The sequence below is a fragment of the Nonomuraea sp. NPDC005501 genome (assembly GCF_040605905.1).
Classification (GTDB): domain Bacteria; phylum Actinomycetota; class Actinomycetes; order Streptosporangiales; family Streptosporangiaceae; genus Nonomuraea.
In genome coordinates this window covers 66,633-89,786 of sequence record NZ_JBEXDT010000006.1, presented here as the reverse complement: position 1 = coordinate 89,786, position 23,154 = coordinate 66,633, and the positions used below count along the sequence as shown (strand labels likewise).

The 23,154-nt window shown below is 70.6% G+C and carries 19 protein-coding genes, 1 tRNA gene and 1 pseudogene; 12 read left to right on the top strand and 9 right to left on the bottom strand.

Translation table 11 applies throughout. The features are described 5' to 3' along the window. Positions 1–105: 105 nt before the first annotated feature. On the bottom strand, positions 106–1,257 hold the full coding sequence (locus ABZS51_RS06050) for a polysaccharide deacetylase family protein (RefSeq protein ID WP_355436954.1): 1,152 nt from the start codon (positions 1,255–1,257) through the stop codon (positions 106–108). Positions 1,258–1,911: 654 nt separating this feature from the next. After that, on the bottom strand, positions 1,912–4,602 hold the full coding sequence (polA, locus tag ABZS51_RS06045; RefSeq protein ID WP_355436952.1) for a DNA polymerase I: 2,691 nt from the start codon (positions 4,600–4,602) through the stop codon (positions 1,912–1,914). Between the two features lie 176 nt (positions 4,603–4,778). Between polA and ABZS51_RS06040 the strand changes: the two genes are divergently transcribed. The 6 genes from ABZS51_RS06040 (at position 4,779) to ABZS51_RS06015 (ending at position 10,274) form a co-directional block, all read left to right on the top strand. Beyond that, positions 4,779–5,162 (top strand): hotdog fold thioesterase, encoded by a 384-nt coding sequence (locus ABZS51_RS06040; RefSeq protein ID WP_310709484.1) that lies wholly within the window; start codon positions 4,779–4,781, stop codon positions 5,160–5,162. 565 nt (positions 5,163–5,727) lie between these two features. Beyond that, positions 5,728–6,879, top strand: coding sequence for a branched-chain amino acid ABC transporter permease (locus ABZS51_RS06035; RefSeq protein ID WP_310709236.1), 1,152 nt, complete (start codon positions 5,728–5,730; stop codon positions 6,877–6,879). Between the two features lie 11 nt (positions 6,880–6,890). After that, on the top strand, positions 6,891–7,877 hold the full coding sequence (locus ABZS51_RS06030) for a branched-chain amino acid ABC transporter permease (protein WP_355436950.1): 987 nt from the start codon (positions 6,891–6,893) through the stop codon (positions 7,875–7,877). Next, positions 7,867–8,835: an ABC transporter ATP-binding protein gene (locus ABZS51_RS06025; RefSeq protein WP_355436948.1), complete on the top strand. Its 969-nt coding sequence runs from the start codon at positions 7,867–7,869 to the stop codon at positions 8,833–8,835. The genes ABZS51_RS06030 and ABZS51_RS06025 overlap by 11 nt, the downstream gene beginning before the upstream one ends. A gap of 128 nt (positions 8,836–8,963) precedes the next feature. Then, the gene (locus ABZS51_RS06020) at positions 8,964–9,698 is read left to right on the top strand and encodes an ABC transporter ATP-binding protein (RefSeq protein ID WP_310709485.1); all 735 of its coding nucleotides are present in this window, start codon (positions 8,964–8,966) and stop codon (positions 9,696–9,698) included. 105 nt (positions 9,699–9,803) lie between these two features. Beyond that, positions 9,804–10,274, top strand: coding sequence for a hypothetical protein (locus tag ABZS51_RS06015; RefSeq protein ID WP_355436946.1), 471 nt, complete (start codon positions 9,804–9,806; stop codon positions 10,272–10,274). Positions 10,275–10,350: 76 nt separating this feature from the next. Here ABZS51_RS06015 and ABZS51_RS06010 read toward each other — a convergent pair whose 3' ends face one another. Continuing rightward, on the bottom strand, positions 10,351–11,646 hold the full coding sequence (locus ABZS51_RS06010; RefSeq protein WP_355436944.1) for an ABC transporter substrate-binding protein: 1,296 nt from the start codon (positions 11,644–11,646) through the stop codon (positions 10,351–10,353). A 371-nt stretch (positions 11,647–12,017) separates the two neighbouring features. Between ABZS51_RS06010 and ABZS51_RS06005 the strand changes: the two genes are divergently transcribed. Further along, positions 12,018–12,683 (top strand): hypothetical protein, encoded by a 666-nt coding sequence (locus ABZS51_RS06005; RefSeq protein WP_355436942.1) that lies wholly within the window; start codon positions 12,018–12,020, stop codon positions 12,681–12,683. A gap of 12 nt (positions 12,684–12,695) precedes the next feature. Here the strand turns inward: ABZS51_RS06005 and ABZS51_RS06000 are convergent, their stop codons facing one another. Further along, positions 12,696–13,280 carry a response regulator gene (locus ABZS51_RS06000; RefSeq protein WP_355436940.1) on the bottom strand — a complete coding sequence of 195 codons (585 nt, stop codon included), beginning with the start codon at positions 13,278–13,280 and terminating at the stop codon, positions 12,696–12,698. Between the two features lie 115 nt (positions 13,281–13,395). Between ABZS51_RS06000 and ABZS51_RS05995 the strand changes: the two genes are divergently transcribed. The 3 genes from ABZS51_RS05995 (at position 13,396) to dapD (ending at position 15,174) form a co-directional block, all read left to right on the top strand. Further along, positions 13,396–13,469, top strand: a tRNA-Leu gene (locus tag ABZS51_RS05995). A 244-nt stretch (positions 13,470–13,713) separates the two neighbouring features. After that, a complete protein-coding gene (locus ABZS51_RS05990) occupies positions 13,714–14,133 on the top strand; it encodes a pyridoxamine 5'-phosphate oxidase family protein (protein WP_310709244.1) in 420 nt (139 codons plus the stop codon). Between the two features lie 78 nt (positions 14,134–14,211). Beyond that, the gene (gene dapD, locus ABZS51_RS05985) at positions 14,212–15,174 is read left to right on the top strand and encodes a 2,3,4,5-tetrahydropyridine-2,6-dicarboxylate N-succinyltransferase (protein ID WP_355436937.1); all 963 of its coding nucleotides are present in this window, start codon (positions 14,212–14,214) and stop codon (positions 15,172–15,174) included. Positions 15,175–15,248: 74 nt separating this feature from the next. On the opposite strand, the pseudogene ABZS51_RS05980 reads toward dapD, so the two are convergent. From ABZS51_RS05980 to ABZS51_RS05960, 5 genes and pseudogenes are all read right to left on the bottom strand, one after another. Beyond that, positions 15,249–15,503, bottom strand: a pseudogene (locus ABZS51_RS05980) (Rrf2 family transcriptional regulator); the annotation flags it as partial. Positions 15,504–15,577: 74 nt separating this feature from the next. Further along, positions 15,578–17,008: a pyruvate kinase gene (pyk, locus tag ABZS51_RS05975; protein WP_310709249.1), complete on the bottom strand. Its 1,431-nt coding sequence runs from the start codon at positions 17,006–17,008 to the stop codon at positions 15,578–15,580. Positions 17,009–17,043: 35 nt separating this feature from the next. Next, complete coding sequence (locus ABZS51_RS05970) at positions 17,044–17,394, bottom strand: DUF2784 domain-containing protein (protein WP_355436935.1); 351 nt, start codon at positions 17,392–17,394, stop codon at positions 17,044–17,046. 30 nt (positions 17,395–17,424) lie between these two features. Further along, a complete protein-coding gene (locus tag ABZS51_RS05965; protein ID WP_355436933.1) occupies positions 17,425–19,230 on the bottom strand; it encodes a S8 family serine peptidase in 1,806 nt (601 codons plus the stop codon). Between the two features lie 65 nt (positions 19,231–19,295). Next, on the bottom strand, positions 19,296–20,495 hold the full coding sequence (locus tag ABZS51_RS05960) for a cytochrome P450 (protein ID WP_355436931.1): 1,200 nt from the start codon (positions 20,493–20,495) through the stop codon (positions 19,296–19,298). A gap of 297 nt (positions 20,496–20,792) precedes the next feature. Between ABZS51_RS05960 and ABZS51_RS05955 the strand changes: the two genes are divergently transcribed. Next, complete coding sequence (locus tag ABZS51_RS05955; RefSeq protein ID WP_355436929.1) at positions 20,793–21,830, top strand: pectate lyase; 1,038 nt, start codon at positions 20,793–20,795, stop codon at positions 21,828–21,830. Positions 21,831–21,936: 106 nt separating this feature from the next. Further along, positions 21,937–23,133, top strand: a complete 1,197-nt coding sequence (locus ABZS51_RS05950) for a glycoside hydrolase family 16 protein (RefSeq protein ID WP_355436927.1) — start codon at positions 21,937–21,939, stop codon at positions 23,131–23,133. Positions 23,134–23,154: the final 21 nt, after the last annotated feature.

Sequence of the window (23,154 nt, the reverse complement as noted above, 5' to 3'; positions counted from 1 at the left end):
CGAGCGCGAGCCCGCTCCGTCTGAGGCGCGCGCGAGCCCACAGCGCAGCGATCAGCATATGAGACCAGGAGCATCGGGTCAATCCAAGGGACGCGCGCGGCCTGATCAATAGGCGTTGACACGGTCGTTCCACTTGGCGCCGATATTACCTCGAAGTCGCGACGGGATGGAGATCCGACCCGGGTCGCCGTCGGAGACGTAACGCTCACCGGGGTGCTTGTCCAGCCATTCCAGCCAGTACTGCGAGCACCACTTCCGGCACTCGCCCTTCTTGCCGTTGCTCTGGATGCGCTGGATCGCGCCACGCGGGAAATTTTTCGCGTAGGGCGAACGCGACGGCTCCGCCCCGGCCAGGAAGACCCCCGTGAAGTCGTAACGCGTGCCGTCCCACTTCCCGGTGCGGGCCAGCTCGCGCGGGTGGGGCGCCACCCCGAAGGGCAGGGCGAGCGTCCGCGGCGTGCCCGCGCCGAGCTTCTCCAGCATCCGCTGGACCTTGCCGATCTGCTTCTGGACCTTCTTCTTCGACAGCACGCCGAGGTTGGGGTGGGACCAGGTGTGGTTGGCCACCTCGAACCCGTGGCCGACCAGCCAGCGCACGGCCGCCGCCTGCGCCGCCTCGTCACGCAGCCCGAACGGCTCCCGGTTGACCCAGAACGTGGCCGTGGGCCGGAACGACGGGTACCGCCGGGCCACGTCGAGGATGACCCCCGCGGCGGTGTCGGGCACGGGATTGCCGGAGGCGTCCAGCCGGAAGTGGCTCTCGTGGCCGTCGTCGAAGGTCAGCACGACGGGGAAGCGCCCGGCGGGCACCCGGATGTCGCCGGTGGCGAACTCGGCGGCCGTGATCGGCACGTAGCCCCGCTTGGCCAGCGTCTCCAGCTCCTGCCGGAGCTGCTTGGGGGTGCGGTCGATGGAGGCGTGGCGCTTGGCGATGATGCGGTGGTACATCAGCACCGGGACCAGGCCGGCCTCGTTGGCCTTCACCTGGCGGGCGAACTCGGGTGTGGCCGCCACCCCGGGCGGCTGCCCGGCCGTCGAGGACGGCGAGGGGGCCTGTGAGGGCGTTCCGGCGGGGGCGGAGGGGTCCTGGGGCGGCTTCTCGGTCGGCGGCGCCGCCAGAGCCGCCTGAGGGCTCGGGACGGGCTCACCGGAGGAGGGGACGACCGTCAGCCCGACGACGGCCACGGCCATCACCACGACGTTCGCGACGCCGAGGAGGGGGCCGACGATCGGGGGGAAGGACGAGACTGACCGCACAGAACTCCCGTGCACTCGGGGGACCTGAATTTCAGGGTAGTGCAGAGCCGCCCGGAGAACGGCCCTCCGTACAGAGACCCCACTTCCCGGCCATATACCGGCGAAACAGCCGTGAAGGGAAGCGGCGTCCGTCATCTCAGACAACCGGACAGCCGCTTTGGTTCGGACCTCTTCCGGACGCCGACCGCGGACTCCCCCGACGCCGACTACCCCGGACACCGACCACCCCGAACGCCGGCTCCCCCGAACGCCGACCGCCCCGGACACCGACCACCCCGGACGCCGACCACCCCGGATGCCGGCTCCCCCGAACGCCGACCGCCCCGGATGCCGACCGCCCGGACACCCACTGCCCGCCGGACCCGGGGACACGGGCACCGGGCGCCGCCGCCCGCAGGCCGCCGAGCACCCGGGGCCAGAGACCTTCCCGGCCGCGCGCATGGCGCGGACATGCACGCTCACCGCCGCTCGGACAGCGGGCCCGGCGCTTCGAGATCTCCAGGCATGGCCGCCCAGAGATCACCGACGTCCCGGCCGAGCGCACAGAGCGCAGGAAGCGCAGGAGCGCACGGAGCGCAACGAGCACACACGGAGCGCATAAAGCGCACAGGGCGTGCACGGAGCGGACGGCGCCCGGGGAGCCCGGGGGGTGGGTCAGTGGCCCGCGTCCTCCCAGGTGCGGCCCACGCCGACCGAGACCTCCAGCGGCAGCCGCAGGTGGTAGGCGGCGTTCATCTGGTCGCAGACGAGCTGCCTGAGCGCCTCCAGCTCGCCGGGCGCCACCTCGAACACCAGCTCGTCGTGGACCTGGAGCAGCATCCGCGAGGCCAGGCCCTCCTCGGCGATGGCCTGGCGGACGTGCAGCATGGCGACCTTGATGATGTCGGCCGCCGAGCCCTGGATGGGGGCGTTGAGCGCCATCCGCTCGGCCATCTCGCGGCGCTGGCGGTTGTCGCTGGTCAGGTCGGGGAGATAGCGGCGGCGGCCCATGATGGTCTCGGTGTAGCCGTCGGTGCGCGCCTGGCGGACGATGTCCTGCAGGAAGTCGCGCACGCCGCCGAACTCCTGGAAGTACTCCTCCTTGAGCGCCCGCGCCTCGGCCACCGGGATGTTGAGCTGGGTGGACAGCCCGAAGTCGGACAGCCCGTAGGCCAGGCCGTAGTTCATCGCCTTGATGCGCGCCCGCAGCTCGCCGTCGACCTGCTCCGGCGGCAGCCCGAAGACGCGCGCCGCGGTGGCCTGGTGGAAGTCGTGGCCCGACTCGAAGGCCGCGATCAGCGACTCGTCGCCGGACAGGTGCGCCATGATGCGCAGCTCGATCTGGCTGTAGTCGGCGGTGAGCAGCGTCTCGTAGCCCTCCCCCACCACGAAGCCCTGCCGGATGCGGCGGCCCTCGGCGGTGCGGATGGGGATGTTCTGGAGGTTGGGCTTCTCCGACGACAGCCGGCCGGTGGCGGCGATGATCTGGTTGAAGGTGGTGTGGATGCGCCCGTCGTCGGCGATCTCCTTGATGAGCCCCTCGACGGTGGTGCGCAGCTTCTGCTGGTCGCGGTGGCGCAGCATGATCGTGGGCAGCTCGTGCTCGGTCTGCGTGACGAGCCAGGCGAGCTGGTCGGCGTCCGTGCTGTAGCCGGTCTTGATCTTCTTGGTCTTGGGCAGGTTGAGCCGGACGAAGAGGATCTCCTGGAGCTGCTTGGGCGAGCCGAGGTTGAACTGCTCGCCGACGACCCGGTGGGCCTCCTCGGTGGCGTGCTTGACCGCGGCGCCGAACTCGGCCTCCAGGCCGGTGAAGTACGCGCTGTCGACGGCGATGCCGGCCCGCTCCATCTCGGCCAGCACGGTCACCAGCGGCAGCTCCACGTCGGCCAGCAGCTGGGTGCCGCCGCGGCCGGCCAGGAAGCCCTCCAGGGCCTCGGCCAGCTCGCGCACGGCGTGGGCGCGCAGCGCGAGGTCCTTGGCCGGGGCGTCCTCGTCGTCGCCGAACAGCGCGGCCTGCCCGCCGGGCTCCTCCTCGGCCCGCAGGTCGCGGTTGAGGTAGCGGCGGGCGAGGTCCTCCAGCGTGAACGTGCGCTGCCCCGGCATGGCGAGGTAGGCGGCCAGGGCGGTGTCGCAGGAGAGCCCGCGCAGGGCCATGCCCTGCGCCCACAGGGCGAGGATCGGCCCCTTGGCGTCGTGGACGGCCTTGGGCCGGCTCTCGTCCTCCAGCCAGGCGCGCAGCGCGCTCTCGTCGGCCTCGGTGAGCTTGACCGGGTCGATGTGGGCGGCCGTGCCGTCGGGCGAGGCCACCGCGATGGCGTCGATGCGGCCGGTGCCGCGGCCGTAGGCGCCGCGGAAGGCGAGCCCGGCGCGGCCCGCGGGCATCGCGGCCAGCCAGCCGGCCACCCGGTCGGGGCCGAGGATGACGGTCTCGACCTCGAAGCCCTGGTCGGGCTCACGCTCGCCGGTGCCGAGCGTCTTGAAGACGCGCTCGCGCAGCTCGCCGCGGATCTGCAGGGTGTCGAAGAGCTTGTTGACCTCCTCGCGCTCCCAGACGCCCTGCTTGAGGTCGGTCAGCTCGACCTCCAGGGGCACGTCGCGCAGCAGCTCGGTGAGCCGGCGGTTCATGAGGACCTGGGCGACGTGCTCGCGCAGCTTGTCGCCCACCTTGCCCTTGACCTCGTCGACCCGGTCGATCAGCGCCGTCAGGGAGCCGAACTCGCGCACCCACTTGGCCGCGGTCTTCTCCCCCACGCTCGGGATGCTGAGCAGGTTGTCGCTGGGGTCGCCGCGCAGCGCCGCGAAGTCGGGGTACTGGACAGGCGTCAGGCCGTACTTCTCCTCGACCGCCTCCGGCGTGAAGCGGGTCATGTCGCTGATGCCGCGCCGGGTCATGAGGACGGTGACGCGCTCGTCGACGAGCTGGAGGGCGTCGCGGTCGCCGGTGACGACGAGGACGTTCATGCCCTCGGCGGAGGCGCGCGTGGCCAGCGTGGCGATCAGGTCGTCGGCCTCGAAGCCGGCCTTGGACAGGTGCGGGATGCGCAGCGTGTCGAGCAGCTCGTAGATGAGCTGCATCTGACCGCGGAAGTCCTCCGGGGTCTCGCTCCGGTTGGCCTTGTACGCGGAGTACTCCTCGTGCCGGAACGTGGGCTCGGACCGGTCGAAGGCCACGGCCACGTGCGAGGGCTGCTCGTCGCGCAAAATGTTGGTCAGCATCGACGTGAACCCGTAGACCGCCTCGGTGTGCTGACCATCGGTGGTCATCAGGTTGGCGTCCTTCAGCGCGTAGAAGGCGCGGTAGGCCAAGGAGTGCCCGTCGAGCAGCAGCAGGCACGGTCGGCTGGGGGTCACTTCAACTTTCGCCACACCCGCAGCCTAGTCTGCGACTGCGACAGAAAACCCGAGCTCTGAAGACAGCCGGAAAGACTGGAGGCCTCCTCTTGACGCAGACGGACCCCGCCGAGTCGGCGCAGGCGGACCCCGCCGGGCCCGCGCGGACGGACCCCGCCGGGCCCGCGCGGACGGACCCCGCCGGGATCGGCATGTTCACCGCGGTCCACGAAGGGACGCTCCCCCACCGCATGGGCATCGAGTTCGTCGAGGCCGCCCCGGAGCGGGTCGTGGGCCGCATGCCGGTGGAGGGCAACACGCAGCCGTACGGGCTGCTGCACGGCGGCGCGTCCGCGGTGCTGGCCGAGACGCTCGGCTCGGTGGGCGCGGCGCTCCACGCGGGCCCGGAGCGCATCGCGGTCGGCATCGAGATCAACGCCACCCACCACCGCTCCGCCACCTCCGGCCACGTGACGGGCGTGGCGACGCGGCTGCACGGCGGCCGGACGCTGGCGACGTACCACATCGAGATCACCGACGACCAGGGACGACTCGTCTGCACGTCCCGTTTGACCTGCATGTTGCGCGATCGTTGAACGCCACGCGCTCACGCCTCCCTTTGCGCAGGGGGCCCGTGGGTCGCTACCGTTGTGCCAGAGCAGAGCCCGCAGGGGTGACCGAGTAGATAACGTGTGAGGCCGGGGAAGCCCCGCACGGTCCCAAAGGTCACCCCTCGGGCTCGTTCTCGTCACGGGCCCGGAGGCCCGGTCCGCGGCCCCGCCCCACGCGGCGATGTGTCACTGTCCCGTCGCACGGCGCGCGTCACGTTAACGGCTATTCACCACTTGACCTGCTACGTTGTTTGCTCACGCCTGCGACACGCACATGTCACTAATTGGTGACGGACGATAGTAAGGCACTCCTTCCCGCAATAAGCTCCCGCAACAGCATCCAGTTGTGCCTGCGATGCGCGCGTGTCGAGATGGAGGGGCACCCACCCCACCTTGACCTATAGAGGGAGCACCATTGCGCAGAGCCGTGATCGCGTTCACGGCCTTTCTGAGTGGACTCGTCCTCCTGCTCACCGCCCCGGCCCACGCGGCCACGGCGGACCAGGGCCTGAGAGGGACACTCACATTCCAAGGCCAGCCAGTGAACGGCGTGAAGATCGTCGTGACCACCGAGAGCGGACAACCCGTGGCGGCGGTCACCAGTAACGCGCAAGGTACGTGGCAGGTGCCGGTGGACAAGCCCGGCAGATACAAGGTCACGCTGGATGTCGCCACGCTGCCCAAGAACGCGGCGGTCCGGGGCGGGAGCAACGTCCGCACCCTGAGCGTGTACGAGGGCAACATGTCCACCGCCCTGTTCGCGCTGCAGGCCAAGGGAGCTCCCGGGCAGCCCGCGGAGGACGAGGCCGGCCAGAGCGGCTTCTGGACGCAGGCGGCGCAGCTCGCCTTCGAGGGCCTCAACCTGGGCCTCATCATCGCGCTCGCGGCGCTCGGCCTCTCGCTCATCTACGGCACCACCGGCCTGACCAACTTCGCGCACGGCGAGCTGGTCACGCTCGGCGCCATCCTGGCCTACGCCGTCAACGTCGGCATGGGCCTGCACCTCATCCCCGCCGCGGTGATCGCGGTGATCCTCGCGGGCGGTCTCGGCTACGCGCAGGACAGGTTCTTCTGGGGACAGCTGCGCAAGCGGGGCACCGGCACCATCGCCATGATGATCATCTCGATCGGTGTGGCGCTCTTCCTGCGGTACGTCTTCCTCATCTTCTTCGGCGGCCAGAGCGAGGCGTACGCCCAGTACACCGCCCAGCCCGGCATCGAGATCGGGCCGATCTCGGCGGCGCCCAAGAACTTCGTCGCCATGGGCATCGAGCTGCTGGTCCTCGTCGTGGTCGGCTTCGCGCTGCTGCGCACCCGCACCGGCAAGGCCGCCCGCGCCGTAGCCGACAACCCGGCGCTGGCCTCCTCCTCGGGCATCAACGTCGACCGGGTCATCCGCATCATCTGGACCATGGGCGGCGCCATCGCCGCGCTGGCCGGCGTCATGCTCGGCCTGTCGCAGAACCTGAAGTACACGATGGGCCAGGACATCCTGCTGCTCATCTTCGCCGGCGTCACGCTCGGCGGCCTCGGCACCGCGTTCGGCGCGCTCGTCGGCTCGCTCATCGTCGGCCTGTTCATCCAGCTGTCCACCCTGTGGGTGCCGCCGGAACTCAAGAGCGTCGGCGCGCTGGCCGTGCTCATCATCGTGCTCCTCTTCCGGCCGCAGGGCATCCTGGGCCGCCGAGAGCGGATCGGCTGACGGGGGGAACCATGGACTGGGTAACGATCATCTCCACCACCGTCAAGGCCGCCGTAGGCGTCGAGACGGTGCTCTACGCGCTCGCCGCCATCGGCATCAACGTCCACTTCGGGTACACGGGCCTGCTGAACTTCGGGCAGTCGGCGTTCATGGCCGTGGCCGGCTACGGCCTGGCGGTCACCGTCACCGTGCTCGGCCTGCCCTTCTGGATCGGCATCGGCGTCGGCCTGCTGGCCGCGGTCCTGCTGGCCGTCGTCCTCGGCATCCCGACGCTGCGGCTGCGCGCCGACTACCTGGCCATCGTCACCATCGCCGCGGCCGAGATCATCCGGCTCGTCTTCCGGTCGGTGGCGTTCAAGGACGTCTTCGGCGGCTCCGACGGCCAGCGCGGCTTCTCCGAGGGCTTCTACGCGCTCAACCCGCTCCCCGAGGGGGACTACGGCTTCGGCTGGTTCACCTTCAACCACCGGGTGACCTGGGTGCTGCTGGTCGGCTGGGTGCTCATCGGCCTGTCCTGCCTCATCGTGTACCTGCTGATGAAGAGCCCGTGGGGCCGCGTGCTCAAGGCCATCCGCGAGGACGAGGACGCGGTGCGCAGCCTCGGCAAGAACATCTTCTCGTACAAGATGCAGTCGCTGATCCTGGGCGGCGTCATCGGCTCGCTGGGCGGCTTCATCTACGGTCTGGCGTTCGCCTCGGTGCAGCCCGACATCTTCGGCACCGAGACCACCTTCTTCGCCTACACGATCGTCATCCTCGGCGGTGCGGCGCGCGTCCTCGGCCCCGTCGTCGGCTCGATGATCTTCTGGGTGCTGCTGGTCCTGGTCAACGGCTTGCTCAGCGGCGCGGTCGAGGCGGGTTACCTGCCCTTCATGGAGCCCACCCAGGTGGGCCCCGTCCGCTTCCTCCTGGTCGGCGTGGGACTCGTCCTCTTGCTCGTCTACCGGCCACAGGGCATCTTCGGGGACAAGAGGGAGATTGCAATCGATGCACGCTGAAACCCATGCCGACGGCGGCGCCGGCACCGTGACGGCGGCGACCGCCCGCAAGTCCGAGGCCCAGGCCGCGTTCAAGGACCTCGCCCGCGACCCGGGCGTCCCCAAGCCCGACCCGATCCTCGTGATCGACAAGGTGGTGCGCCGCTTCGGCGGCCTGACCGCCGTCGAGGTGGAGCACGTCGAGATCCAGCGCGGCTCCATCACCGCGCTGATCGGCCCCAACGGCGCGGGCAAGACGACCTTCTTCAACCAGCTCACCGGCTTCGACACCGCGGACTCCGGCCAGTGGACGTTCAACGGCCGCGCGATGAACGGCGTGCCCGCCCACAAGGTGGCGCGCGCCGGCATGGTCCGCACCTTCCAGCTCACCAAGGCCCTGTCGCGGCTCACGGTGATGGAGAACATGCGTCTGGGCGCCCAGCAGCAGAAGGGCGAGGGCTTCTTCCGCGCGCTCGTGCCGAGCCTCTGGCGCGCGCAGGAGGACGAGATCACCGAGCGGGCCGAGGAGCTGCTCGCCAGGTTCAAGCTCGACGCCAAGCGCGACGACTTCGCCGGCTCGCTGTCGGGCGGCCAGCGCAAGCTGCTGGAGATGGCCCGCGCGCTCATGGTCCAGCCGGAGCTGGTCATGCTCGACGAGCCGATGGCCGGCGTCAACCCGGCGCTCACCCAGTCGCTGCTCGGCCACGTCAAGAACCTGCGCGAGCAGGGCATGACCGTGCTGTTCGTCGAGCACGACATGGACATGGTGCGCGACATCAGCGACTGGGTCATCGTCATGGCCCAGGGCTCGGTGATCGCCGAGGGGCCGCCGGACACCATCATGTCCGACCCGCGCGTCATCGACGCCTACCTGGGCGCGCACCACGACGCGCCGCTCTCGGAGACGGAGCTGGAGGAGCAGCTCCAGCAGGCTGAGGCGGCGCTCGAGGCCGAGATCGAGGAGGAGACTCAGAAGTGAACACCGTCCCCGAGTCCCCCGAGCCCGAGCAGACCGCTCAGGAGGCCCCCCACAGCGCCGCCACGTCCACCGTGGCGGCATCTGCCCCCGAGGCGTCCCAGCAGGCGGTCACCGACCGCAGCGCCCATCTGAGGGGCGCGGAGAGCGCCGTGCTGCGCTGCGACGAGCTGATCGCCGGCTACCTGCCGGGCGTCAACATCCTCAACGGCTCCGACCTGTACGTCGGCGACGGCGAGCTGATCGGCATCATCGGCCCCAACGGCGCCGGCAAGTCGACGCTGCTCAAGGCCATGTTCGGGCTCGTCAACATTCGCAGCGGCACGGTGCGGCTGAAGGGTGAGGACATCACCAACATGAAGGCGCACCAGCTGGTCTCGCGCGGCGTGGGCTACGTCCCGCAGACCAACAACGTCTTCCCCAGCCTCACCATCGAGGAGAACCTGGAGATGGGCGCCTTCCAGGTGCCCGGCAAGTTCAAGGAGCGCTTCGAGTTCGTCGCCGAGCTGTTCCCCGCCCTCAAGGAGCGGCGCAAGCAGCGCGCCGGCTCCCTGTCGGGCGGCGAGCGGCAGATGGTGGCCATGGCGCGGGCGCTCATGACCGAGCCGTCGGTGCTGCTGCTCGACGAGCCGTCGGCCGGCCTGTCGCCCAAGCTGCAGGACCTGGTGTTCATCCAGGCCCAGCAGATCAACAAGGCGGGCGTCACGGTCGTCATGGTCGAGCAGAACGCCCGGCGCTGCCTGCAGATCTGCCACCGCGGCTACGTCCTCGACCAGGGCCGCAACGCCTACACCGGCACCGGCCGGCAGCTCGCCAACGACCCCAAGGTGATCGAGCTCTACCTCGGCACCCTGGCGAAGGCGTAACGGCACGCAACGGTTTCTCACGTACGACGGCGGAGGGGCTCCCCTGGGGGGCCCCTCCGCCGTTTTAATGACTTTGTGCCGAATGACCCTGTGCCGAATGACGTCGTGGGCAAGGACGCAGTGTTCAAGGACGCCGTGTTCAAGGACGCCGTGTTCAAGGACGCCGTGCGACGAGTCGCCGCGACCGCGCTGCTCGTGCCGTTCCTGTCGATCGTCGCCGCCTGCCAGCACACGCCCGCCGCCTCCGCCGGCAGGTACAGCACGGGCGGCGACCCCACCGACGACCCGTGCGCGCGGGTCGTGTCCGCCATCGGCTACGCCGACCTCCTGCTGAAGCCCCGGGGCCAGGAGGACGACCAGTACTTCGAGGACGCCGTGCTGGGCCGCCTGGCCGAGGCCCGGGGCATCACCCTGCAGTACGGGCCCGCCCTGCCCGACTCGCTGGCGCCCGCCGTACGGGACGTCGAGACGGCGACGGCGGGCCTGTCCAGGGCGGACGTGCCCCGCCCGCGGAAGGTGGCGCTGCTGAAGCAGTACCGGGCCGCCGCCGACCGGATCAAGACCGGCTGCGCGTAGTCCCTCGCCGGGGGCCGGGCGCCGAAGAGGGCCCGGTCCGAGCGGACCGGGCCCTCTTCGTGGCTCACGCGTATCGTCAGCCGGCGATGTTGCCGGTGCGGTACTCGAGCGCCTTGGTGGCGTACTTGTTGTTCTTGCCGTACTGGTAGATGCCGATCGTGGCGACCGCGGGGTCACCGGCGTCGTTGAACTCGACCGGGCCGCTGACGCCCTCGTAGTCGATGTCCTTGCCGGCCTTCAGCAGCTCGACGCACGACTTGAAGTCGTTGCACTTCTCGCCGCCCTTGCTGACCTCGGCCAGCTTCTTGGCGATGTCGCCGCCCGCGTCGCTCTTGGCGGCCTCGGCGGCCAGCGCGAGCAGGTTGGTCGCGTCGTACGACTCGGGGCCGTAGCTGAAGTCCTGGAGCTTGGGGTTGATGGTCGTGAGCTTCTTCTGGAACTCCTCCGGAGCCGCGGCTCCCGGGATCGTCCCCTTCACACCGGTCAGCGTGTCCGCGGGCATCTTCGCGTAGTTGGTGTTGGAGGTGTTGCCGTCGACCATGTACCACTTGTGCTTGCTGGCCGGCATGCCCTGCTTGATCAGCTCCTGCACGACCTTGGCGGTCTCCTCGAAGCCGATGAGCACGATGGCCTTCGGGTTCTTGGCCTTGATCTTCGCCACGTCGGCGGAGAAGTCGGCGGCCTTGGGGTCGTAGTCGACGCGCTCGACGACCTGGCCACCCGAGTCGGTGACGGTCTTGGAGACCTGGTCGGCCAGGCCCGTGCCGTACGAGTCCTGCATCGCGAGGATGCCGACCGTGTCGTTGCCGTCCGCCACCACGAGGTCGCCCAGCACGCGGCCCTGCAGCTTGTCCGGCGGGGACGTCCGGAAGTAGAGGCCCTTGTCCTCGATGGTGGTGAACTTGTCAGAGGTGTTGGCGGGCGAGAACTGGATCACGCCGGCACCCGTGATCTTGTCGATCACCGACTCCGACACCGACGAGGACGCCGCGCCGATGATGGCGTCGGCCTTCTGCGCCAGCAGCTTGTCCACGGACTGCGAGGCGATGTTGGTGGTCGTGTCGCCCGAGTCGGTGTCGTACTTGACCACCGGCTTGCCCAGCACGCCGCCGGCCTCGTTGATCTCCTTGATCGCCGCGTCCACGCCCGCGATCTCAGGCGGGCCGAGGAAGGCCAGCGAGCCCGTCTGCGGCAGTAGCGTGCCAAGCGTGAGCGTGCCGTCACCCTTAGCCGCGGGGGCCGCGGAGGACGGCGCCGCCGCGGACTCGGACGGCTGAGTGGCGGTGTCGCTGCCACCACCGCAAGCCGTAAGAGCGAGGCTGGCGGCAGCAGCAACAGCCAGCGCCCGCCCCACGGGAGCAATGCGGACCATGAAGTGTCTCCTTCATCTGCAGGCCGGGATCGGTCAGCACCGCCGACGTTCCCGATCGAATGACGGAAACGTACAAAACCACCATGGCCTGGAACCAGATGCCGCCCGCAACTGTCGGCACTTGGATGCGGAGTCGTAATCAGTCCTCAACTTACGAGAGCCGCTCAAGGTTGCCTAATGTGCGAGAAGTGAAGCACATCAGGGTCCCCCTGGTCATGGTGGTCATGCTGTCGGGTTGCGGTGGCCCCGGCGAGCCGGCCGAACCCTCGTCGCGACCACCCTATGGGGTCTCCGTCTCCCTGGCCCAATGGCGCTCCGACGAGCCAGCCCACGCCCTGGAGGTCGCAGTCCGCAATACCACGGACACACCGGTGTATTTCGCAGATGTCCAGCTGATCTCGCCGTCATTCAAAATCCTTCCCCCGGAAAGCAAGGACGCCACCATCGGTCACACGGAGCGCACAGACCTCCGCATTCCCTACGGTGAGGCGAACTGCTCCCCCAAGGGGGTGCCCGAGGTGCGGCCCGCCACGGTCCTGGCGCGCGTCCGCACCGGCGCGGAGCCGCTGCGCAGGGTGGTCTTCCCGGTGCCGCACCCGGACCCTCTGCTGGCCATGCTGCTGCACGACGAGTGCTCGGCGTTCCTGGTCAGGCAGGCGGCCGACATCGCGTTCGGGCCGGTGTGGAAGCGGGACGGCGACCGCATGCGCGGCACGCTCGTGCTGACCAGGCGGGGCGCCGGCAAGGTGGCGGTCGGCTCGGTCGACGGCACGACGCACTACATGGTCACGCCGGCGCGGGGGTCCAAGCCGCTGGTGGTGCTGGAGGCGGGCGCCACGAGGGCCGAGGCGCCCGTCGCGCTGTCGCCCGGCCGGTGCGACCCGCACGCGTTCGCCGAGGCCAAGAAGGCGTTCCTGTTCCCCGTACGGGCCTCGGTGGACGGCGGCGAGGAGCGCGTGGTCATCGTGCAGCCGCCGGCGGACCGCCAGAAGCAGCTGATCGACTACGCGCTCCAGGTGTGCGGCCTGAAGAAGTGAGCCGGGGCCGGCTCAGGACCGGGTGGCGGCGTCGTCGATGACGATCTGCGCGACCTCGCGCATGCTCAGCCTGCGGTCCATGGACGCCTTCTGGATCCAGCGGAACGCCTGCGGCTCGCTCCACCCGTGGGCCGCCATGAGCAGCCCCTTGGCCCGCTCGACCAGCTTGCGGGTCTCCAGCCGCTCGGAGAGGCCGGAGACCTCCGCGCTCAGCGCCACCATCTCCTCGTGCCGGCTGACGGCCATCTCGATGGCGGGCACGAGGTCGGCCTTGGTGAACGGCTTGACGAGGTAGGCCATGGCCCCGGCGTCCCTGGCCCGCTCGACCAGGTCTCGCTGGGAGAAGGCGGTCAGGATGAGGCACGGCGCGATCCGGTCGGCCGCGATCCGCTCGGCGGCGGAGATGCCGTCCAGGACGGGCATCTTGACGTCGAGGATGACCAGGTCGGGCTTGAGCTCGGCGGCCAGCCTGATGGCCTGCTCACCGTCGCCGGCCTCCCCGACGACGACGTAGCCGTCCTCCTCGAGCATCTCCTTGAGATCGAGGCGGATCAGTGCCTCGTCTTCCGCGATCACCACTCGCCGCTGCGTACTCACGAGCAGAAGAGTACAGATGTCCGCTAGATTAGAGCCACGTCGGTGCTGGCCGGCCGCCGAGTTGGGCTACGCTTTGGCCGTGCGAGACGAATGATCTGGACTTGTCCGGATTCTTGCCTCGGTATCCCAATTGGCAGAGGAAGCGGATTCAAAACCCGCGCAGTGTGGGTTCGAGTCCCACCCGAGGCACCCTGACGAACCGCTCGGTCGATCATGCCGGGCGGTTCCGTCGTTCCGGGCGGAGCTCCCCTGAGCTGTGACCGCCCGCGTTGTCGACTTCCACAGTGGCGGGCTCCGTGCCGGGCTGGTGCCCACGGCTGCCCATGTCCCGGTAAAACCTTGCGGAGACGTACCCATATGGGCCTTTTGTGGCTTGCGGGGCATGCGTAGGGATTGGGGCGAGCGGTGATGTAGCAGGCAGGAGGTGGGGCCCATGGCGCTCAGTGAGGCGGAGCGGCAGGCTTTCCTGGCCGGAGCGCACATCGCCGCGCTGTCGGTGGAGGCCGGGACCGAGCGGGCGCCGCTGACCGTGCCCGTCTGGTACGCCTACAGCCCCGGCGGCGAGGTGTGGTTCCTCACCGGCGGCGACTCGGCCAAGGCCAGGCTGATCGGCAAGGCCGGCCGCTTCTCGCTGCTGGTCCAGCGCGCCAGCCCGACCTACCGGTACGTCTCGGTGGAGGGGCCCGTCGTCGGCTCCGGCCCCACGACCCTGGACGATCTCACCCTGATCGCCGCCCGGTACCTGCCGGCCGACGCACTGCCCGGCTACGTGGGCGGCTCGGACACGCGGGCGCTGGTGACGTTCCGGATGCGGCCCGAACGATGGCTGTCCGCCGATCTCGGCGCCGTGTGAGCCCCCTCGGCCGTCACCGGGCCCGCCGGTGTCCCCCGCGTCCGCCGCACCCCTCCGGGTGACGGTATTTTGAGGCGCGTGACTGCTATCGACCCCACCGTGACCGGCGCGTACGGCATCGGCCTGGCCACCCTCGCCGCCGACGGCACCGTTCTCGACACCTGGTTCCCGGCTCCGGAGCTGGGCGAGCCGCCCGCCGCCGGCACCGAGCGGCTCGACGCCGCCGAGGCGGGCGAACTCGCCTCCCTCGTCGGGCCCGACCCGCTGCGGGGCGTGAAAATAGTGGCGGTGCGGACCGGCATCGCCAAGCTCTCCGAGCCGCCCGCGGACGCGCACGACGCCTACCTCAGGCTGCACCTGCTGTCGGCCCGCCTGGTCAGGCCGCACGGGCTCAACCTCGACGGGCTGTTCGGCGTGCTGGCGAACGTCGCCTGGACCAACCACGGGCCGTGCGCCGTGGAGGGCTTCGAGCAGACGCGGCTGCGGCTGCGGGCCAGGGGGCCGGTCACGGTGTACGGGGTGGACAAGTTCCCGCGGATGGTCGACTACGTGCTGCCGGCGGGGGTCCGCATCGCCGACGCCGACCGGGTACGGCTCGGCGCGCACCTGGCCGCCGGCACGACGGTGATGCACGAGGGCTTCGTGAACTTCAACGCCGGCACGCTGGGCGCCTCCATGGTGGAGGGCCGCATCTCGGCCGGCGTGGTCGTCGGCGACGGCTCGGACGTGGGCGGCGGCGCGTCGATCATGGGCACCCTGTCGGGCGGCGGCAAGGAGGTCATCTCCATCGGCGAGCGCTGCCTGCTGGGCGCCAACGCCGGGGTCGGGATCTCGCTGGGCGACGACTGCGTGGTGGAGGCGGGCCTGTACGTAACCGCCGGCACCAAGGTGGGCCTGCCGGACGGTCGCGTGGTCAAGGCCAGGGAGCTGTCGGGCGGCGCCGGGCTGCTGCTGCGCAGGAACTCGCAGACGGGCGCGGTCGAGGCCGTGCCGCGCACGGGCAGGGGCATCGAGCTGAACGCCGCCCTGCACGCGAACTGACGCTCGCCGGCGGCCGGGCCCGCGTAACCCGGCCGCCGGCTTCGCGGCCCTGCTCCCGGTCAGTCCCGTTCCTGGCCGCCCAGCGCCCGGACGATCCCGCCCACCGAGGCGCGCCGCCCCTTGTCGGTGAGCTGGAGGCCGCCGCCCCTCCCCCGCCGGGCCTCGACCAGCCCGAGCTCGCTCAGCCGGGCCACCGCCTTGGCGGCGTGCGCGTACGGGACGGCCAGCAGGCCGGCCACGGCGCGGGTGGTCATCAGCTCCTCGCGACGGGCCACGGCCAGCCGCATGACGACGCGCAGGGAGATGTCGGTGAAGGCCGTCAGCCGCATACCCCTACCGTAGGCGCATCGGGCCACCACCCCGGCGCGCCGGGCATGCCGGGGTGGAGCGGGCCGCGATCGGGCTAGTTGGCGTGGGAGACGGCGGAGCCGATGGTGTGGACGCGCAGGGCGTTGGTGGAGCCAGGCGTGCCGGGAGGCGAGCCGGCCACGATGACGACCTTGTCGCCCTTCTCCAGCCGCCCGAGCGACAGCAGCGACGCCTCCACCTGACGCACCATGTCGTCGGTGTGGTGGACGAACGGCACATGGAACGTCTCCACGCCCCACGTCAGCGAGAGCTGGCCGCGCACGTGCGGGGCGGAGGTGAAGGCGATCAGCGGGATCGGCGAGCGGTAGCGGGCCAGGCGGCGGGCCGTCTCGCCCGACATGGTGAACGCGATCAGCGCCTTGGCGCCGACTATCGCGCCCACCTCGGCGGCGGCGCGGGCGATGGCGCCGCCCGTCGTCTCCGGCAGACGCTCCAGGGAGTGGGTGGCGCGCAGCGAGTGCTCCTCGGCCGCGCGGGCGATGCGGTCCATGGTGGACACGGACTCGATGGGATAGCTGCCGACCGAGGTCTCGCCGGAGAGCATGACCGCGTCGGCGCCGTCCATGACCGCGTAGGCGACGTCGGACGCCTCGGCGCGCGTGGGGCGGGGCGCGTTCATCATCGAGTCGAGCATCTGGGTGGCGACGATGACCGGGCGGGCCTTCTCGCGGCACAGCTCGATGATGCGCCGCTGCACGATCGGCACCTGCTCCAGCGGCAGCTCCACGCCGAGGTCGCCGCGGGCGACCATGATGCCGTCGAACGCCTCGACGATCTCGGGCAGGCGGTCGACGGCCTGCGGCTTCTCGATCTTGGCGAGCAGCGGCAGGCGGACGGCCTCCTGCTCCATGATGTTGCGCACCACGTCGGCGTCGGAGGGGCGGCGGACGAACGACAGGGCGATCATGTCGCACCCGGTGCGCAGCGCCCAGCGCAGGTCGGCCTCGTCCTTGTCGGTGAGCGCGGGCGCGCTGACGTTGACGCCCGGCAGGTTGAGGCCCTTGTTGTCGGAGATCATGCCGCCGATGACGACGCGGGTGACGACCCGGTCGCCGTCGACGCGGGTCGCCTCCAGCACGAGGCGGCCGTCGTCGACCAGGATCGTGTCGCCGGGGCGCACGTCGCCGGGCAGGCCCTTGTAGGTGGTGGAGACCTGCTCGCGGTCGCCGGGCACGTCCTCGGTGGTGATGGTGAAGACGTCGCCGAAGCCCAGCCGGACGGGCCCCTCCTCGAACTTGCCGACGCGGATCTTGGGTCCCTGCAGGTCGGCGAGCACGCCTACACCTCGGCCGAGGTCGGCCGCCACCTCCCTGACCCGGTCGTAGATCTCCCGGTGCAGCTCATGGGTGCCATGGCTCAGGTTGAAGCGTGCCACGTCCATGCCGGCGGAGATCAACTCGCGCAGGCGCTCAGGGGACGAGGTGGCGGGGCCTAGGGTGCAAACGATTTTCGCGCGACGAGTCACGAGTCCTACCTTAATTGGTACAGACCACTTGGCAGTCATGGACGACGGAGAACGTAGCCCGCGTAGCTCACCGTCACGACGGCCGCGAGGGCCAGGCGGACCACGCCGGAGTACTGCTCCGGGTAGATGACTCCCTCGATGTAGTGGTCGATGAAGCCGCTGCGAGGCAGAGCCGGCAGGCCGGCCCCACGGCGGCCCCAGTCTTCCAGGACCGTCAGCGGGCAGTCGACGCCCGCGGTGACGGACAGCAGTGCCCAGCATACGACTGCCAGGTGGGCCCCGATCGTGCGCCTCCACCGCCAGGCGACGAACCCGCCCACGACGACGTAGGCGAGAAACGTGAAGTGCACCACCATCGCAAGGTCCGCGACCAGGCGATACGTCATTACTCCACGCTATTACTTCTTGACGGTGGCCTACTTCTCGACGGTGGCGGCCTTCAGCGCGTCCACGATCCCGTGGCCGTAGAAGCCGTTCTTGGCGGCGCCGCCCTCGCAGGTCTGCGACTCGGTCTCGCCGTACACCTTGTAGACGTACGCGCGGGGACTGGGGCAGGCCTTCTGCCGGGCGGTGCGGTAGAGCAGCCGCTCGGTGGTGGCGGGGTCGAGCCCCACGCCGCCCTTGCCGGGCTTGCCGAAGCGGCTGACCAGCAGGGCCGCGACGCCGGTGGCGTGGGGCGCGGCCATGGAGGTGCCCTCCAGGTACTGGTAGTACGAGCAGGTGCCCTTGGCGCAGCTGCGGACGATCTCGGCGGACTTGGGCTTGCCGGAGCCGTCGAGCTTGCCGGCGGCGCGCAGCGCCGACTCCGGCGCGGCGGCCAGGATCCCCCGGACGGCGGAGGTGCCCTTGCCGTCGAGGGTGTCGCCGCCGGGCGCGGACAGGTCGGCCTGCTCGGTCCCGTAGTCGCTGTAGATGGCCTTGCGCCCGGACGGGCCGACGGCGGAGACGGAGATGACGCCCTTGGACTCGGCCGGCACGTTGAGGCAGGAGTTGTCGACCTTGCGGACCTTCTCGTCGCCGCGCGGGTAGCCGGGGCTGTCCCGGTCGACCTTGGGCCTGCCGAGGTCGGTGGCGCCGTTGCCGAGGGCGGAGACGAGCGTGACGCCCTTCTTGCGGGCATAGTCCAGGGCCCGCTGCATGCCGGTGACGATGGCGCGCTGCTCCAGCTGCTCCTTCTTGCTGTCGGCCTTGTTGTGGGCGCAGTTGAACAGCCACGGGTCCACGTAGTAGCTCATGTTGACGACGTCCACGCCGATGTCGCCGGCGTAGGTGAGCGCGTCGAGGCTGGCCTTGAGGAAGAAGTAGCCGGAGTCCTGGCCGGCCCTGATGTTGACCAGCCGGACGCCGGGCGCGACGCCGGCGATGCCGATGCCGTTGATGGGCGAGCCGATGGTGCTGGCCACGTGGGTGCCGTGTCCGTCGTCGTCGCGGTCGACCGGGTCCTTGCAGCCGCTGACCTCGCACGGGCCGTCGAGGGTGTCGCCGTTGCCGTCCTTGGGCCGGTCGGTGACGAAGTTGCGGCTGAGCGCGCGGTCGAAGTTGGGCGCGATGTCGGGGTGGGTGCCGTCGACGCCGGTGTCGATGATGCCGACGAGCACCTTCCTGCTGCCGTTGGTCTTGGCGTGCGCCTTGTCGGCGCCGATCATCCGCATGTCCCACTGACGGGAGGCGAGCGGCTCGCCGGAGGCTTCGCCGGTCGCGATGGACGGCCCGTCGGGGAAGGCTCCCCGGGAGTCGCCGGCCGAAGAGGAGACGGCATTCACGGAGCCGGCATTCACAGCGGCGGCGTTCACGGAGTCGGCGTTCAGGGAGTCGGCGTTCACAGCGGCGGCGTTCACAGCGGCGGCGTTCACGGAGTCGGCTGAGGCCGGGGGCGCCACCGTGGTACGGCCGGCGGGGAAGCCGCGCCAGGAGGCGCCGGTGGAGGAGGCGTAGCCGATCGCCCGGTCGGTGGACACGCCCACGACGGCCGGGTCGTCGCCCAGCGCGTCGACGAAGGCGTCTCCCCCGCCCTCGGCGAGCAGGTAGCCGAGCCTGGCGTCGCCGCCGACGGCGTCGCCCCCGGCGCGGCTCACGGCGGCCCTGGCGTCGTCCTGCCGTCCGCCGGCGTAGAAGACGAGGTAGGAGGCCATCGGCGCGGCGGCGGGCGTGCTCGCGGGCCCGCACGCTGTGAGCGCGGCGGCCGCGGTGACGGCCGCAAGGCCCGAGACAAGTCGCCGCATTCTTCCCCCATTCGCCGCGCTTGCGCAGATTTCGCATCCTTCCGGCACATGGCCGAGGATGCAACTCAGGCGCCGACCGGCGGCCCGGGGGTGAAGCGCACGGGCATCGTCTCGTACCCGGAGACGAAGTTGGCGGGACGGAGGGCGGGCTCGCCCCCGGAGGCGGGCTCCATGTCGGGCAGCCGCCGCAGCAGCCGCTCGACCATCGTGCGGACCTCCAGCCGGGCCAGGCTGTTGCCCAGGCAGAAGTGGCTGCCGAAGCCGAAGGCGATGTGGTCGTTCGGGGTGCGTGCGACGTCGAAGCGGTACGGGTCGGCGAAGACGGTCTCGTCGCGGTTGGCCGACGGGTAGAGCAGCAGCACCTGCTCGCCCTCGCGCAGCCGCCGGCCGCCCAGCTCCGTGTCCGCGGTGACGGTGCGGTTCATGTTCTTGATCGGCGAGACCCAGCGGAGCATCTCCTCGACCGCCGCCGGGATGCGGGAGGGGTCCTCGGCGAGCGCGTGGTGCTGCCCGGGGTGGGTGAGGAGCTGGTAGACGCCGCCGGACAGGACGTGGCGGGTGGTCTCGTCGCCGCCGATGAGGATGAGCAGGCTCTCGTAGACGAGCGAGTCGTGGTCGAGCCGGTCGCCGTCGACCTGGGCGTGGACCAGCGTGCTGATGAGGTCGTCGCGGGGGCAGGCGCGCCGGTCGGCGATCACCCGCCCCGCGTACGCCTCGTACTGCTCGAACGCCTCGCCGGCCCGCACGAGCAGCTCGCTGTCGGACTGCCCGACGAGGCCGCGCAGCATGTCGTCGGACCAGCGCATCAGCGCGTCCCTGTCCTGGGGCGCCACGCCCAGGGCGTCGCCGATGACGATCAGCGGGAGCGGGGCGGCGATGTCCCAGACGAAGTCGCACTCCCCCCGCTCGCACACCCGGTCGAGGATCTGGTCGCACAGCCGCCGGATCCGCTCGGCCTGGCCCGTCACACGGCGCGGCGTGAAGCCTCTGCTGACGAGCCGGCGGCGCAGGTGGTGCGCGGGGTCGTCCATGTCGATCATCATGGGGAGGGGGCCGGAGTCCGGCCGGATCCCCTGCGCGCTGGAGAACGTCCGGGGGTTCAGCGAGACGTGGCGGACGTCGCGGTAGGAGGCGACGCCCCACACCTGCCCGTCCCAGTAGACGGGGGCGTTCTCCCGCATCCAGCGCAGCTCCGCGTGCGGGTCGCGGCCCCAGAAGGCGCCGCTGGTGAGGTCGATGGCGTCGTTGACCGGATGACCTGGCACTGCTGCTCCCGCCCCTTCGCCGGCTGCCGCCTGTGCCACCCCACTCAACCAACCAAGCGATAGGTTGACAAGCCCGGGGCTGAAACTTTCAGGCCCCGCCCCGTGGGCGCACGGGAGCGCTCGGACAGGTGGGGGCCCGGCCGCGCCGCCGTCCCGTCCGGGCGCGCACCGGCTTTCGCGCGAGAAGCCTTCGCAAAAGCGCCCCGGCTCTTTACGATGCGTTTCAGGAAACCGCTTTCCCGACTTGAGCGATAATTCGCCCCGTTTGACGACGGCCCGAAAGGACGGAAAGGCACCATGGCATTCAACACGCGGAAACTCCCGGCTTTCCGGCGAGCGGCTATCGCCGGAGCGGCCGCCCTTCTCGCCCTGACCGTCTCCCACCCCGTGCAGGGCACGGCCCGGAACAGCGCGCGGACGGCCGCCGCCGACGTGCCGCTCGGCTTCGCCTCCGTCAACGCCCTCGGGCAGAACGGCACCACCGGCGGCGCGGGCGGCCGGACCGTCACCGCGACGAACGCCGCCCAGTTCCTGGAGTACATCGACAGCCTCGAACCCCTGGTCATCCAGGTGTCGGGCACCATCTCCATCACCAGCAAGCAGGGGGTCCGCCCGAACAAGACCATCGTGGGCGTCGGCGCCTCCGGCCACATCACCGGCGGCGGCCTCGACTTCTACCGGTCGTACAACGTGATCGTGCGCAACCTCCGCTTCACCGACGCCGAGGACGACGCCGTCAACATCGGGCAGCAGTCGCACCACATCTGGATCGACCACAACACCTTCTCCGGCGCGGTGGACGGCTCGGTCGACATCGTGCGGGGCGCCGACTACGTCACCGTCTCGTGGAACCATTTCGACCATTCCGACAAGAGTATGCTGATCAGTCACTCCGACGGGGCGGCCGGCACCGACGTCGGCCACCTGAAGGTGACCATCGACCACAATTTCTTCGACCACAGCCGCCAGCGGCATCCGCGCGTCCGGTTCGGCGAGCCGGTGCACGTGCTCAACAACTACTTTCTCAGCAACGAGCTGTACGGCGTGGCCTCGACGGAGAACGCCGGGGTGCTGGTCGAGGGCAACTACTTCGAGAACGTGGCGCATCCGCTCCACTCGGCCGGCGGGTACGCCGACAGCGGCCCCGGGCGGGCCGTCCAGCGCGGCAACGTCTTCGTCGGCTCGGGCACGCCGGAGACGGCGGGCACGGTCGTGGAGCCGCGCACGTACTACCCGTACACGGTGGACCCCGCGCAGAGCGTCCCGGCGGCGGTGCGGGCCGGCGCGGGCGCGGGCAAGCTCGCCGTCGCGGCCGGGCAGGGGGCGCCGCTCTGACGGCGGACCGCGAGCTCGCCGACGGAGGCAAGCAGCGATCTTGTTGACGCGGATCGTTCCAGGATGGAAGAAAGATCGCGAACAGCTCCCTTCTGGAAGGCAGCACATGCGCGCTTTCTTTCGTGCGCTGGTCGCGGCGGCCGTCTTCGGCACGGCCGCCGTCTCCAGCGCATCCGCGTCCGCCGCGGGGGCGGCCGCCGTGACGGTGACCGTGGACGCCCTGAGCACCAGCCTCCCCTCCCCCGTGGCGAGCCGGCCCTTCACCGCCACAGCCAGGGTGCGGGCCTCGCAGTCGCTGGCCGTGGACGCGCTCACCGTCGCCGTACGCGACGCGGCCGGCGCGATCGTCGACTTCCCCGGCGCGATCGCCACCACGCTCACCACCACCGCGAAGACGTTCGGCACCGAGTCCAGGGCCTATCCCGCGGGCACCTACACCTACTGGGTCGCATACCTGGCCGGTGGCGTGTGGACGAACCTGACGCCGGTCAAGTCGTTCACCGTCGCGGCCAACCCCGTGACGTTCGAGCAGACCTTCGACGGCGCGCAGGGCGGCGGCCCGAACACCGGGCTGAGCAAGCCGGTGTGGTTTAACGACCCCTGCTGGCGGCAGGCGTGCACCGGCAGCATCGCCGAGTACAGGATGGACCACGCCAGGCTCGACGGGCAGGGCCACCTCGTGCTGACCGCCGACAAGGCTGTCACGCCCGGCGCCATGTGCGGCGACGTGGCGTGCCGGTACGCCGCGGCCCGGCTGACCATGCTCGACTGGGAGGGCGACGACGGCCTCCCCTCCTGGTCACAGGCGGGCGGCCACCTCGAGGTGCGGATGCAGGCACCGGTCGGCAAGGGCCTGTGGCCGGCGTTCTGGACGGTCGGCGGCAACGCCGCCACGGTCGAGTGGCCGCTCAGCGGCGAGATCGACGTCGTGGAGACCCGCGGCCAGGAGCCGGCGCTGGTCGAGCAGCACGTCCACGGCGGCGACCCGTACCGGCAGTGGGGCGACAGCACTCCGCTGCCCGCCGGGCAGAGCATCGCCGGCTGGCACACCTACGCCGTCGACTGGGACGCGAGCGCGACCGGCTACATCAAGTGGTCGGTGGACGGCGTGGTCACCCGCACGCTGACGGCCGCCGCGGCCGGCACCATGTGGGGGCAGTCGTTCCGCCACGCGCACACGCTGATCCTCAACCTGGCCGTGGGCGGCGCGGGCGACTGGGTCGGCGACCCGGACGCCGGCACGGTGTTCCCGGCCAAGCTCGTGGTGGACCATGTGCGCGTCCACCAGAAGCCGCTGGCCTGACAGGTCCCGCACACGCCGAGA

Bases quoted from the DNA above. Each gene is read 5' to 3' on its own strand.
- ABZS51_RS05950 (WP_355436927.1), top strand. From the start codon at position 21,937: ATGCGCGCTTTCTTTCGTGCGCTGGTCGCGGCGGCCGTCTTCGGCACG.
- ABZS51_RS06010 (WP_355436944.1), bottom strand. From the start codon at position 11,646: ATGGTCCGCATTGCTCCCGTGGGGCGGGCGCTGGCTGTTGCTGCTGCC.
- ABZS51_RS05965 (WP_355436933.1), bottom strand. From the start codon at position 19,230: ATGCGGCGACTTGTCTCGGGCCTTGCGGCCGTCACCGCGGCCGCCGCG.
- ABZS51_RS06030 (WP_355436950.1), top strand. From the start codon at position 6,891: ATGGACTGGGTAACGATCATCTCCACCACCGTCAAGGCCGCCGTAGGC.
- ABZS51_RS05970 (WP_355436935.1), bottom strand. From the start codon at position 17,394: ATGACGTATCGCCTGGTCGCGGACCTTGCGATGGTGGTGCACTTCACG.
- ABZS51_RS06025 (WP_355436948.1), top strand. From the start codon at position 7,867: ATGCACGCTGAAACCCATGCCGACGGCGGCGCCGGCACCGTGACGGCG.
- ABZS51_RS05990 (WP_310709244.1), top strand. From the start codon at position 13,714: ATGGCGCTCAGTGAGGCGGAGCGGCAGGCTTTCCTGGCCGGAGCGCAC.
- ABZS51_RS05955 (WP_355436929.1), top strand. From the start codon at position 20,793: ATGGCATTCAACACGCGGAAACTCCCGGCTTTCCGGCGAGCGGCTATC.
- ABZS51_RS06040 (WP_310709484.1), top strand. From the start codon at position 4,779: ATGTTCACCGCGGTCCACGAAGGGACGCTCCCCCACCGCATGGGCATC.